The following is a 13232-nucleotide window of genomic DNA, read 5'->3' as shown; positions in this document are numbered from 1 at the left end:
TTGGGTAAGCTGATAGCTGTGTGGTGCGAAAACGTATTACAAGGAGTCGTTTCGCATATGTCATCTCATCAGCAGACCATGACTGTCATGGTCTTATATCCAGAACGTACGCCTGAAGAACGGATCGCCTTTGAGGAACGCCCGGTACCTGTGCCCGAGAAGGGCGAGGTGCTTGCACGCGTGCGTGCTGCGTCTATTGGCGGACGCGATAAAGAGTTGTTCGAAGCAGAAGATCTGGGTTTTCGTACAAAGAGGCGGCGTACCGAGCGGGGGGTGATTACCGGTGTGGAATTTTCCGGCACTGTGGTTACTGCTGGTGAGTATTTTAAAGAAGGCGACGATGTGTTCGGGTACACAGACTTTCGCAAGGGAGGTGTTACCCATGCTGAGTTTGTTTGCGTCCCTGAGCGGATGATAAGCCATAAGCCTGTTAAGCTTACGTATGCGCAGGCTGCTACCGTCCCCGTGGGGTGCATGACTTCCATGCGTGCATTGCAGGAGCTCGCCAATCTGAAAGCTGGGCAGCGTATTCTGTTAAGCGGTGCCACTGGCGGGGTTGGTGTGTATGCTGTGCAGTTTGCCAAAATGCTTGGTGCTCAGATTACAGCACAGGGGCGTTTCTGGCATCAGCATGCATTGCTTCGTCTGGGTGTTGATTCTTTTATTGAGTATACGCGGCAGGAAATTTTGCATTCTGAAGAAACCTTTGATGTGGTCTTTGACGTGGCAGGCATCTGGGATTTTGAGACTATGAATCCGCACCTTACTTCGAAAGGTGTTTATATCACAACGCATCCGGAGCGTGACCGTTTCGGTATTGTTTCCTCATTCTTTACAGCCAAAAAGTCTAAATACTTGTATGTGTCCCACGGTAACTGTCTGGCTCTTAAGAATATTGCCGCATTTTTTGATGAGGAAAAGCTGGAACCTGTTGTGGGAAGCGCCTCGCCTTTTTTAGAAGCCCGAAACGAATTTATGCCACAGAATAATAAAATCACAGGCCGCAGAGTTCTCGTAATGGAATAGCGGCATGCTCTATAGTTCCATGACAGGGCCACTCTTTCTGGCTTCCGTTGCTACTCCTTCTGTGACAGGCTTTTTATATTTTCCTGTCTGAATACCGGAATTCATTTTGATGCACGTGGAGTGCTGGGGGAATTCCGGGCAGTCGCTAGCGCTGCTATTTATATTGTGATTGCATCCTTTCTTTTGTTGTCCTCTTTGTTAAATAATCCGAAGAACGATCCTTTTAATTCCTCTAGCATGCTTTTGATGGAGTCTTTCAGCTCAATCAGCAAGTCTTTTGCTTCTTTTGTTGCAGCTTTTAATTCTTCAAGTTCATCCTGCATATCTTGTTTGCAGATTGTATAGTCTGTGGTTGATTCGGCACGTTCCATAATATGTTGCTGCTTTTCGTTCAGATCTCGTACCATCTGTTCTGAGCGTTTTTGTGCAGCCTCAACAGTGTCATTGAATGATGTGATCTCGTGAGTATTGGCTCGTTTATTAATGGCTACAAGCGCTTCGGTTGTTGCTTCAATTGATTTGGCCAGCAGGCGGGCAGAACTCGCAAGCGGTTTAGCGTAGTTGATACATTTTTCGTTGGCGTATGCAGGCAGGCTGAAGCACAGCATGTATGTGCAGATGACAGCAAAGACTGTGGTTGCAAGTTTCTTCACGAGAAAAGCTCCTGTTGTTTTTTATAATGCAGTCTGCATCGAGCAGCGCTGCTTTTTTAGGATAGTTATTTTTAGATAGTCTGGTTGAAATTGTACAAAAAAATCCCTCTAAAGTACCACTTTAGAGGGATTTTTTTATTCTTTATGAATATAGCAGGTTACATTGCGTCGCCTGCATCAAGTTCGTCAATCTGCTGTTCAATAGCGTCTTGAAGCTCTTGAGGAAGACCTTCCATGTTCACGTTAAGGAAGCCGCGAACGATGGTAGAGGTTGCTTCATCTTCGTCTAATCCGCGGGCCATGAGGTATTCAATTTCTTCCTGAGCAATTTTACCAACGGCAGCTTCATGGGAAAGCTCAACGCCGTCCTGATCAGTATCAAGTTCAGGGATTGCATGAATACGGCCGCCGCCGAGGATAAGTCCTTTGCATTCAAGGTGACCACGGGCAGGCACGGCGTCAGCACCAATGTAACCACGGTTGATAATAGTACCGCCGGTGGTAAGTGTGCGTGCGATGATTTCTGCGCGGGTGTTAGGTGCCTGCATCTCAATGCGGTTACCGCAGTCAATGTAGGAACCTTCCGGAGCGACGATTACAGAGTTGAATCGTGCAACAGAGTTTTCACCTTTAAGGGTAATTTTCGGGTACATCTGCAAGTCTTTAACAGGCTTAAGCAGAACGTAGTTGCTAAGGAAGACAGCGTCTTCTTCCAGAACACCGGCAGAGCGTGGACGTACAGCCGTGTCATCGCTCCAGTTGTGAATCATGGTGAAGGTAAGCTTGCCGCCTTTGTGAACATAGAACTCGGAAATGCCGAGGTGGGCAGATTCTTTGGCATCGTGTGCAGTTGCACAGCCGGAGATAATATGAAGTTCTGCGCCTTCTTCTACAACAACAATGTTGTGGACGTTCTGAGTGATACCGGCTTTGTCGATGAAAAGACATGACTGAACAGGTTCAGTAATTTTTGTACCAGCTTTAGCACGGATGAAGTATCCGCCGTGCAAATGGTCATGTGCTGCTTTTGTAAATTCGTCTTTGTCTTTGTCAACAAGCTGCCAGTAGTATTCAGGGAGACCGTCAAACTCTTTAAGAGCCGTTTTGATATCCATGATTTCAAGACCTTCGCGATGGGTCTTGCAGTGAACGCCGGAGTGGTTCAGGTGCATAAATGCGCCGGAATCACTCGGATTGTTTACATCAATACCTGCAAACAGGAGGCGTTTTTTGTCTTCAGCAGAAAAACCTGAGAAATCCGGGATAGCTGCTTCAGTAGCACCTTCGGCATTGTATTTGGAAAGATCTATTTTTTTCATGGTTAGGATGCCTCGTTAAAGCTGGAGAGGTCGAGGATCTCGCCGGTTTCAGCGGAAAGACAGCGCAAACATTCCTGATAACCGTGATGGGAAATATGGTCGAGAATGTCGCGCGGATTTGCTTCACAGCACAGTTTGCCGTTGTACATTACCTGACCGCGGTCTGCATTCACATATTCAAGAATATGACCGGTGTGGGTAATGATAAGGCCGGAAGTGTTGGAACGCTTGATTGCCTTTTTCATGGTACAGCCTTCTGCAAGGCCATCGAGCAAGTTACGTGCAGTTTTGCCGATGAGAGCCATGTTTTCAAGGTCAACGCCGGATTCAGGTTCGTCAAATAATACCAGATCAGGGCGCTGTGCCATCAGCTGAAGCATTTCGGAACGCTTGATTTCACCACCGGAGAAGCCGGCGTTAATGTCGCGTTCGAGGAAGTTGCTGAAGTTAACCTTTTTAGCAAGGCCTTCAACATCAACTTCACGTCCCTGACCGCACATACGTACGAGGTGGCTGGTTTTGAGACCGTGAATGGTAGGAGGGCGCTGGAAGGACATGCCAATGCCAAGGCGGGCACGTTCATACATTGGAGCGTATGTAATGTCCTGACCCTTATAAATAATCTGCCCTTTAGTAACTGTGTAGTTACCAAAACCCATAAGGGTCATAAGCAGTGTGGTTTTACCGGAACCGTTTGGGCCAAACAGAATAAACGTTTCACCGTCTTCGATAATAAGGTCAATTCCTTTAAGAACCTCTTTATCGCCGATGTTAACGTGAAGATTTTTTATTTCAAGCATGAGAGAACCGTCCTTACGGGATTCTTTTTTAGTCACGTCTAATGTAACTGACGTCCCGTTATGCGGTATCAATCGGCTCAAGTCAATCGTGTTTTGAGTTGCGAATTAATTCTTAAAGGTTGGTAAGTGGTGGCTAATCACTCTTCCGGGGGGGGCAGTTCGCTTGGTTTCGGGGTTAGAAGCTGTGGTCGAACAGGCGGTGTTCCCTCCGGTATTTTACAATAGTAGCATCGGTTCTTTTTCCTGAATAATGGCAAAATTAGAATGCCGCATATGAAACCGCCGGTGTGTGCCCACCAGGCTACGGAGGTGCTGGCATGACCGCTTAATGCTGCAATGCCGAGTGCAAGCTGTATCCCCACCCATAGCAGTAGAAAGAAGACTGCAGGCAGGTAGAAAAAAAAGGGGATAATCACAATCGGAATAAGCGTGAGTACTCTTGCATGCGGGTAAAGTAAAAAATATGCTCCCATAATTCCTGCAATGGCACCTGACGCACCTATAACAGGTGTTACACTTGTTGGTGTGAATGCAATATTGATGAGGATAGCAACAACACCACACGTAAGGTAGAAGAATAGAAAACGTAACGGCCCCATTACATCTTCAATATTATCCCCAAAGATCCACAAAAACCACATATTTAGAATTAAATGTACCCATCCACCATGGATAAAAAGGTGTGTAATAAAAACATACTCTGCATCAGAAGGGAAATGCATACGTTCTGCCCATACCGGGTCTGTAAAACGTGCAGGTACAACACCATAGACATAGAAAAATTCTGTTAGTTGAGAGACTGGAAGAAGTCTTTCTAATAAAAAAATACCAAAACACACCGCAATAATCGTATACAGCATGTATGGCGTATGGACGCGTGGTATTGAGTCGTGAATAGGAATCATAGTTAACTATAAGCTAATCTTACTGTGATGCCCAGTAAAATTGGAACAGACTCAGTCTGTATTAGATGTTTGGTCTGGCTAAAAGTAAAGTGTAACCGTAATGCGGTCGATAAGATGTAGTGATGTGTTGGAAATAATTTGTACAGTTATTTGGGATTAGCTCTTTGATAATCTGGTGAATTTATGTACACCATTATGTAAAGTAAAAAAAAATGGGACGGCAAGTGTTTCTATAAGCTTATTGCATTTGTAAAAGTCTTTACATGTCGGTTTTCGTGTATACGCACTTTAAAAAGTGAGTGCTTACATCTTTCTCTTGCCAGAGAGAGATTTATAGTCTTTCTTAGTGTGAGTGTGTCTATGAAAATTGCCACATAAATATTGAGAGGTAAGAGTTGCATAATGGATCGATATTCCTCTTGTGTTTGTAGAGTTGTTGTAGCTTTTGTTACTAACGTGACGAGTAAGAGGGCACAATGAAACGTTTATTGCTGTGTCTTATGGTGGCACTGTATGCCTGTACGTTTGCAGTTGAATCACATGCGTGCTCGCTTGTTGTAGGCTTGATGAATGCTGATAGGCCACCATATTTTTGGAAGGATAACACTGGTGGTTACAAAGGCATTTTTATTGATGTCTTAGATGAGATTACGAAAGAAACAGGAATTTTCTTTTCGTATAAGGCTCTGCCCAAAGCGCGTCTTAGACTGTACATGATTGTTGGTAAGATTGACGTGGAAATGGGGATTAGCCCTCAGTGGCGGCAACGGACGGCTGAAGTAACGAATTCAGTATACACGGACTCATTTATGGAGACCAAGGACGTCTATGTCTCTAATGCTGCACTGGGACGTTTTTATGGAGAGGAAAATATTCCCATTGGGAGCAAGTTTTGCGGAATACTCGGTTTTCATTATCCAGATATATTTGAAGAGCGGCAGAACTTTCTTTCTGAGGAACAACTTTTACAAATGATAGATAAAAAACGCTGCCATTATTCTATGATGCCGGATGATATTTTTCGTTATCTCATGCTTGGCCATTCATATAACATTGTTGCAGGGCAGGCAGTTTCATCTCATTTAAAGCTTATTCGGTTGAATAAGCAGTATGAATTTTTACTCCCAAGATTTAACGCTGCACTGCAGAGAATGAAAGACAGTGGTCGGCTTGCTGCTATCCTTGAGTGCTATAAGTAGATTCTTGCGTAATAAGTAGCAGAAAAATTGTTATGGATAGTGTGTTAATTTTTCATGCTTGTGCTTTTTTATTTTGACCTAAAGATATTTTTAATGTGCTGCATTAACGTTGTTTCAGAAGGCAACAACCTTGTATCATATAATGTTCCAGAGACAAGACCTGCGGGGGATAGAGAGTTTTGAAAAAATATTTTGAAAGTCTTTTTATGTGGGCAGTTGTGCTTATTATGCTTGTTGCGCCTGTCTCTGTTGCCGAAGCACATTCAGACGATGTTATCGTTAGAGCTGCTCAAAATGGTTCAGATCTTGCGACAGAGTTATCGCAGATAAGCGCAGTCTTTTTGTATAATCTTGATGACAGACAACTAGAGGGAATGCTTTCTGTCATAATTAAAAGAACACCGCAGATTAAGGCTTTACGGGTTGTAGATACCGTTACCAATGAGCCTTTTTTTACCTACTTCAGTTTTCGCCAAGAGCCTGTTTTTAATAAAAAAATTCCAGTATCTGCAGAGCAATATCCTAAGTATACGGCATCAATTGTCTATAACGACAGCACAATTGGTAGGCTGGAGCTCTATTATCAAGCTCTTCCCGCTGGGCCTGCCAGCGACAGAGGGGTACTGCTGACAGATGAAGAAAAACAATGGGTAAAACAAAATCCAGTAATACGTGTTGGTATAGAACAGTGGCCGCCTTTTAACTTCTTTGCTTCTAATGGTGAGCCCAGAGGTATTGCTGTTGATCTCATGGCGAAAATGTTCAAGCAGTTTCCTATACGTTTCAAATTTATCGGAGGAACTTTTTCTGAGCTTCTGGATAAGTTTAAACGGGGTGAAATCGATCTTATTCCTGACATGTACTATCATTCATCTCTCGAACGTTATGGGGATTTTACAACGCCTTTTATGACTGTTCGAGATTTTTTGTTTGTCAGGCAGGACGACTATTCCATAAGGAACATGAGTGACCTGCGCGGGAAACGAGTTGCTGTAGTGGAAGGGTATCTTATGGAAGAGTTACTCCCAAGACGCTTCCCCGGTATTAATATGGTTTTGATGCCCAGTTTGGTCGACGCCATTGCCGCAGTATTAAATAATGACGTTGATGCGTTGTTGGATGCCCATATGGCGGTTCTGTATGCGCAAAAAGAAAATTCGTTAACCGGTATAAGGGCTATCCCTCAAGAAGAGTTCACACCTCAGCCTTTGCAGTTTATGACAAGCAAAAGTGAACCGTATCTGTATTCTATTACAGAAAAAATGCTTTCTTCACTAACCGCGGCTGAAAAAAATGAAATAGTACAGAATTACGTCCTTTCACCCAATGCAGTGATGCAACACCAGCCTGTAAAAAATTCTTTCGAAAGAAGCATAGCGTTGTTGTTTGTGTTGTTTCTTGTTTTTTTGTGTTCATTGTTTTTTATTGGCCGCGAATTGAACAAACATACAAAACATACTGAAGGGCTTGTCCTCGGTTCGTTTAATTTTGCACGGGCACTGTGGATTGCCATTGCACTGTTTGTATTGTTCTGTTTCGGAACGTCATGGTTCATTTTGTCAGAGAGCAAGAAAGATATTCTTCAGAAAGAAGAGCATTTTTTAGAAGAAAGACTTGAGGTTACCGAGTCCCGGTTGCTGCGTCTGATTGACGTGCATTCGCATATTCTTCAGTACATGATAGGTAGACCCTTGTTTTTTGCACTTGTTGATCATGTGACATCTCTTTCGGACAACAGAGATTCTTTAGAGTATACGCGTGCGTTGCATTCGTTAGAAGATTACTGGAAAGAATATGGAGTCCTTTCGGGAGAGAATTCCAGAGCGTTACTGTCTGTAACGGGGGAGCTGCTCGTCGGAGATGAAAAGGACCAGTACTCGAGTATGGTAAAACGACACTTTGAGTTATTTCAGAAAGCTCTTGCAGGACAGACCGTGTTTGTTCCTCCCTGCCATTATGCAGACCCCGAAACAGGGCTAAACGAACGTAGGACGTTTCTGCTTATGCCTGTTATAAATTCTAAACGAAAGCCTATAGCGGTTATTGCAGCTCAGATTGATGCTGATGATAGTTTCTACTTTTCATCAATAAAAGAGGATATTGCAAAACAGCAGAGTGAAATTTTTGCCGTTAACCGGAAGGGGCAAGTTTTATATACGCGGAGCACTCCAGGGGCATCCGTGGATGAAGATCTTTCGAAGAATTATTTGAGCGCGTTTGTAGGGGGTGATGTTCCTTTTGCTGTTGAAAAAATGGATGACGTATCCAAACAGTCCGGAATGCGTATTGTCAGATATCGCAATGCTCGCAATGAAAAAGTGTACGGACTGGCTCGCTGGATCCCCGGGCTGAATATCGGACTGGTTGCTGAAGTTCGTGCAGGAGACTTGTTAGAACAGTATACGCGGTTAAAGTATAGTGTGGTTGTCATCATGCTCCTTATGCTTTCGTTTACTATTCCGTCCATTTTGTTCACCCTACACCTTGGCAGAAAAGCTAATATAAGCCTGTTGCAGTCCAAAGAAGAGTTAGAGGGTAAGGTTCTTGACCGGACACAGGATCTGCAGGAGCTTGAAAAGCAATGGCGTTTGATTTTGACATCTGTCGGTCAGGGGCTTCTGGGGTTCAACAGGCAAGGAGAGGTTGTTTTTGCGAATGATGCTGCCTTGTCGTTGCTTGGCTATACTGATGATGACATTGTCGGCAAAAAGATTCTTGAGAATATTTGGTTTTGTGCTGATGAATGTAAGACCTGTTGTCTCCTTCAGGCCTCTATCTATAACGCCTTATATTTCGGGCAGATGACCACTGATCAAAATGAATTTTTTCAAACAAAGTCAGGCCATACCTTTCCTGTGGAATTTTCGTGTCGCTCCATTATCAATGAAGAGGAAATTCAAGGCTGTGTAATTGTATTTACAGATATTACACAGCGTAAGCGGATGGAACAGGAACTCGAATCTGCAAAAATTACAGCGGAAGAGGCGTCTAACGCAAAAAGCGAATTTTTGGCGAATATGAGCCACGAAATCCGCACTCCGATGAACGCAATTCTTGGCATGTCCCACCTTGCATTACAGTCAGAGTTGACCAGACGTCAGCGCAACTTCATCGAAAAAGTACACAGGGCTGCGTATTCATTGCTCGGCATCATTAACGACATTCTTGATTTTTCTAAGATTGAGGCTGGCAAAATGGAGATAGAAGAGGTGCCTTTCTATCTTGAAGATGTAATGCAGGATGTCGCTGGGGTTGTGGGACTGAAGGCTGAGGAAAAGGGACTTGAATTGCTTTTTAAAGTTTGTCCTGAGGTTCCGGGAAAGCTGATCGGTGACCCGATGCGCCTGAGACAAATCTTGATCAACCTCGGTAACAATGCGGTTAAGTTTACAGAAGAAGGTGAGGTTGTCGTTACAATTGAGATAGAAGATTTAAATGCTAGTGAGATAACACTGTTATTCTCTGTTCAGGACACCGGTATTGGTATGAATAGCGAACAGATTTTTAAGCTGTTTAAATCTTTTTCTCAGGCAGATACCTCGACGACCAGAAGATATGGCGGAACAGGCCTTGGGCTTGTTATTTCCCGCAGACTTGCCCAGTTAATGGGGGGAGAGATCTGGGTTGAAAGCGAATACGGGAAAGGGGCAACCTTCTCCTTTAACGTGCGTTTGAAAGTCAATGAACTGGAAGAGCCAATACCGATTACATTGTCTGACGGTGCTCGCGTGCTTGTGGTCGACGACAGTAAAACATCGCGTGAGATTCTTTGTTCGCTGTTAACTGAACTCGGATATATAGCTGATGCAGTAGAATGCGGCATGGACGCTGTCGAAATGGTCAAACAGTCTGTAAAGGCAGAAGAGTATGAAATGATCTTCCTTGACTGGCGTATGCCGGATATGGATGGCATCACTACAGCGACGTTGATCAAAGAACAGTATGGGCCAGACCATTGTCCGGATTTGATCATGGTAACAGCTTTTGGTCGTGAAGCCGCAACGGATGCAGCGGAGCAGGGTATTATTGATGCCTGTGTAACTAAGCCATTAACTAAGAATCCATTGCTGCAGGCGATTGCTTCCATTAAAGGCGTGCCGAATGTGACCGAAAAGCGTAATACAGGGCGTAAACGTGCTATTAATGCAGCCGTACAGCACCTAGCCGGTGCGGTTATCTTGTTAGTTGAAGATAATGAGGTGAACCAGGAACTTGCTGTTGAACTGCTTGAGTCTAACGGAATGGCGGTTACTGTTGCTACAAATGGACAGGAAGCCTTGGATATTCTGGAAGAAAAATCATTCGACGGTGTTTTGATGGACTGTCAGATGCCGGTGATGGACGGATATGAAGCAACCCGTAGGCTGCGGGAAGATCCTCGTTTTGCTGCATTGCCAGTTATTGCGATGACAGCAAATGCGATGGTTGGAGATAGAAGAAAAGTACTTGCAGTCGGCATGAATGACCATATTTCCAAGCCGCTGGAACTTCTTGACATGTTTTCAAAAATGGCACGCTGGATTACGCCTAAACTGGCTGTACAGGTGAGTGTAGAGGATTCCGACTCGGGTGATGAGTTACCGGATATTATCGGTGTGGATGTTGAAAAAGGCTTGTCCATTTGCCAGCAAAACAAAGATTTGTTGCGGCGGTTGTTAGTACGTTTTGCTGAAATACAGGCAGATGACATCGCTGTTATAAGCGAAGCATTGCAGCGAGGCGATATTGAAGCGGCAAGCAGGCAGGCACATACTCTTAGAGGTGTTGCGGGTAATATTGGTGCAACGAGGATTCAGAAGCTTGCTACAGAACTGGAAGCAAACATTATGGCGGATAATGCCCCTGCCATGCAGCGCCAATTAGTTAATTCTCTTGATGCTACTTTGGCTGCAACCGTAAATGATATCCGCAATAAACTTGTACTTACTCCTATTGTTTCTGATGTTCAGCTCTCGAAAGAGGTAATAGAGAGGGAATTGGTACAATTACGTAACTTGTTGGATGATGATGATACAGAGGCTGTGGATTTGATTGAAGATATTCAGCATCATATGGGAGGCGACCCTGATTTACAGGAGCTTGTCCGTAATATGGCCGGTATGGTGCGTGACTATGATTTTGAAAATGCATTAGCGTTATTGGAAGAACTTGAAGCGGGAGTAGAGAGACTTTCCGCATAAAAGTTTCGTTATAGAATCGGAAGGAAGAGGTAAAACTAGTTTTTACTTGAAATGAGCGCGATTTTATATATCAATCAGGTGTTCCATATAGAGAACTAGCTATGGAATAGGTATTTTGAGAACATATATAGGCTTGGGGGCTGTTCTGTGACTCGAGATAAGCTGACTGTTCTGGTGGTTGATGACGCACCGGAGAATATTGAGATATTGCGGACTATCCTACAACCGCAGTATAAAGTTAAGGCTGCCCGCACAGGAGAAAAAGCGTTACAAATTGCTCGTAATAATCCTTCACCGGATATGATTTTACTTGATGTGGTAATGCCGTCCATGGATGGGTATGAAGTCTGTCGTCGTTTAAAAGAAGATCCGGCAACGGCAGAAATACCTATTATTTTTATAACGGCAAAAAACTCAGCAGATAATGAAACGCAGGGATTTGAACTGGGTGCTGTAGACTACATAAGTAAACCTGTTTTGCCTGCAATCGTAAAAGCCCGGGTAGGTACCCAATTAGCTTTGCGAAACCAGACCCATCATTTGGAAGAGCTTGTTTTACAAAGAACTAAGGAGTTGCAGAACACACATCTGGAACTCATTCGGTGCTTAGGGCAGGCTGCTGAATATAAAGATAACGAAACTGGTTTGCATGTCATCAGGATGAGCCACTATGCCCGTATTATTGCCCAGCAGGTTGATACCGGTGATGATTGGGTTCAACTGGTGTTTCAGGCTGCACCAATGCATGATGTCGGGAAGATTGGGATTCCAGACTCCATTCTTAATAAGCCCGGAAAGCTTACGAAGGAAGAATGGCAGATAATGCGTAAGCATCCGGAGTATGGCGCTGAGATTATCGGTGATAATCATCCGTCCCTGTTGTTATCAACAGCACGGGAAATCGCGCTTACGCATCATGAAAAATGGGATGGAACCGGTTACCCGTATGGCCTTGCCGGTGAAGATATCCCGCTTTCGGGTAGAGTCGTTGCTATAGCAGATGTCTTTGATGCCCTTACTTCTGAGCGTCCCTACAAAAGTGCATGGTCGGTTGAAGATGCTGTGGCGCTCATTCATGAAGATGCTGGAAAACATTTTGATCCTGACTTAGTGACTGTTTTTTTGAGCGAATTGCCAGCAGTGCTTGAAATTAAAAAGAAATACGCAGAAACCACCGCAAATGTTTCAGAACATTTGCACAGTGCTCTTGGGATTGGGGCGTAAAAAAGGGATTCTGTCTCGAATATTTTTTGAGTGACTTGAAATTGTTACCTGCTGATTCGAGAGCTGGATGGATGAGAGGAACTCTTTGCTTTTTGTTTTCAAGAAGGTAGAGGATACCTTATCGTTCTGTGAAAATTGCTATTTTTCATAAAAAAACGGGTGGAGTTATAAACTCCACCCGTTTTTTTATGCAAAGTGATTTTGTTGCTCGAGGTCGTTCTGTAAACGTTAATAAGCGGGAAAAAATATGCCGGAGAGAGTGACTACGGTTCAAGCTCAAGCAGGTCAGACTCTTTACCGATGGCGACAAGAATGTCTCCTTCTTTCAGGATCCTGTCCGCCGGTGGAACAAATTCGTACTCCTTGTCCCCTTTTTTCTTGGAAGCTACAACCATAACGCCGAAGCTGGTCAGTCCGAGATCGATAAGGCTTTTTCCTGCCCATTTGTGTACTTCCAGCTCTTGCAGCAAGATGTTGCCGCCCAGCGGGAGCAGGTCAAGCATCCCCGGGTTGGCTATACGGTGTGCAAATTGGCTTGCTGCATCGCGTTCCGGCTGAATTACGGTATCAACACCGAGTCTCTTCAGAACAACAGCGTGCTCGTGACTGATAGCTTTTACGGCGAGCTTTTTGACTCCCATTTCTTGCAGATTCAAGACGATAAGGATGGAGGTTTCCATAGATTTACCGACACTGACAATGACCTTGTCTAAATCCATAAAGCGCATCTGCTTGAGGACAACATCGTCGGTTGCATCTGCCTGATATGTCTGATCAAGAAATTCTTCAGCCTTCTTAGTGGCGTTGGAGGAGCTATCCACGCCGATAACTGTATGCCCGAGGTCGGATAAACATTCAGCAAGTGCGCTGCCAAATTTACCGAGCCCAATTATTCCTACTTCCATTTTTTTCATCTTTATATGCTC

Annotated in this window: 9 protein-coding genes; 4 read left to right on the top strand and 5 right to left on the bottom strand. The window is 44.2% G+C overall.

What is annotated here, in order from left to right; all coding sequences use genetic code 11:
* Positions 1 to 57 precede the first annotated feature (57 nt).
* Positions 58 to 1026 (top strand): NAD(P)-dependent alcohol dehydrogenase, encoded by a 969-nt coding sequence (locus F461_RS0101895; RefSeq protein ID WP_019999469.1) that lies wholly within the window; start codon positions 58 to 60, stop codon positions 1024 to 1026.
* Between the two features lie 158 nt (positions 1027 to 1184).
* Here the strand turns inward: F461_RS0101895 and F461_RS0101890 are convergent, their stop codons facing one another.
* The 4 genes from F461_RS0101890 to F461_RS0101875 all read right to left on the bottom strand — a co-directional run bounded on the left by F461_RS0101890 (position 1185) and on the right by F461_RS0101875 (position 4703).
* The gene (locus tag F461_RS0101890; protein WP_019999468.1) at positions 1185 to 1679 is read right to left on the bottom strand and encodes a hypothetical protein; all 495 of its coding nucleotides are present in this window, start codon (positions 1677 to 1679) and stop codon (positions 1185 to 1187) included.
* A gap of 158 nt (positions 1680 to 1837) precedes the next feature.
* Entirely contained in the window at positions 1838 to 2998 is a 1161-nt protein-coding gene (locus tag F461_RS0101885) for a SufB/SufD family protein (protein ID WP_019999467.1), read from the bottom strand.
* Positions 2999 to 3000: 2 nt separating this feature from the next.
* On the bottom strand, positions 3001 to 3798 hold the full coding sequence (locus F461_RS0101880) for an ABC transporter ATP-binding protein (RefSeq protein WP_019999466.1): 798 nt from the start codon (positions 3796 to 3798) through the stop codon (positions 3001 to 3003).
* Positions 3799 to 3935: 137 nt separating this feature from the next.
* Positions 3936 to 4703, bottom strand: a complete 768-nt coding sequence (locus F461_RS0101875; RefSeq protein WP_019999465.1) for a rhomboid family intramembrane serine protease — start codon at positions 4701 to 4703, stop codon at positions 3936 to 3938.
* A gap of 476 nt (positions 4704 to 5179) precedes the next feature.
* Between F461_RS0101875 and F461_RS0101870 the strand changes: the two genes are divergently transcribed.
* The 3 genes from F461_RS0101870 (at position 5180) to F461_RS0101860 (ending at position 12306) form a co-directional block, all read left to right on the top strand.
* Positions 5180 to 5902 carry a substrate-binding periplasmic protein gene (locus F461_RS0101870; RefSeq protein ID WP_019999464.1) on the top strand — a complete coding sequence of 241 codons (723 nt, stop codon included), beginning with the start codon at positions 5180 to 5182 and terminating at the stop codon, positions 5900 to 5902.
* A gap of 179 nt (positions 5903 to 6081) precedes the next feature.
* Positions 6082 to 11082 carry a response regulator gene (locus F461_RS18410; protein WP_019999463.1) on the top strand — a complete coding sequence of 1667 codons (5001 nt, stop codon included), beginning with the start codon at positions 6082 to 6084 and terminating at the stop codon, positions 11080 to 11082.
* Positions 11083 to 11229: 147 nt separating this feature from the next.
* Positions 11230 to 12306, top strand: a complete 1077-nt coding sequence (locus tag F461_RS0101860) for a response regulator (protein WP_019999462.1) — start codon at positions 11230 to 11232, stop codon at positions 12304 to 12306.
* A gap of 263 nt (positions 12307 to 12569) precedes the next feature.
* Here F461_RS0101860 and F461_RS0101855 read toward each other — a convergent pair whose 3' ends face one another.
* Positions 12570 to 13220 carry a potassium channel family protein gene (locus F461_RS0101855; protein WP_019999461.1) on the bottom strand — a complete coding sequence of 217 codons (651 nt, stop codon included), beginning with the start codon at positions 13218 to 13220 and terminating at the stop codon, positions 12570 to 12572.
* Positions 13221 to 13232 lie beyond the last annotated feature (12 nt).

The sequence above is a fragment of the Halodesulfovibrio aestuarii DSM 17919 = ATCC 29578 genome (assembly GCF_000384815.1).
Classification (GTDB): Bacteria; Desulfobacterota; Desulfovibrionia; order Desulfovibrionales; family Desulfovibrionaceae; genus Halodesulfovibrio; species Halodesulfovibrio aestuarii.
This window is presented reverse-complemented; position numbering and strand designations above follow the sequence as displayed.

Coding starts and splice junctions, on each gene's coding strand:
- F461_RS0101895 (WP_019999469.1), top strand. CDS start 58: ATGTCATCTCATCAGCAGACCATGACTGTCATGGTCTTATATCCAGAA.
- F461_RS0101885 (WP_019999467.1), bottom strand. CDS start 2,998: ATGAAAAAAATAGATCTTTCCAAATACAATGCCGAAGGTGCTACTGAA.
- F461_RS0101880 (WP_019999466.1), bottom strand. CDS start 3,798: ATGCTTGAAATAAAAAATCTTCACGTTAACATCGGCGATAAAGAGGTT.
- F461_RS0101875 (WP_019999465.1), bottom strand. CDS start 4,703: ATGATTCCTATTCACGACTCAATACCACGCGTCCATACGCCATACATG.
- F461_RS0101870 (WP_019999464.1), top strand. CDS start 5,180: ATGAAACGTTTATTGCTGTGTCTTATGGTGGCACTGTATGCCTGTACG.
- F461_RS0101855 (WP_019999461.1), bottom strand. CDS start 13,220: ATGAAAAAAATGGAAGTAGGAATAATTGGGCTCGGTAAATTTGGCAGC.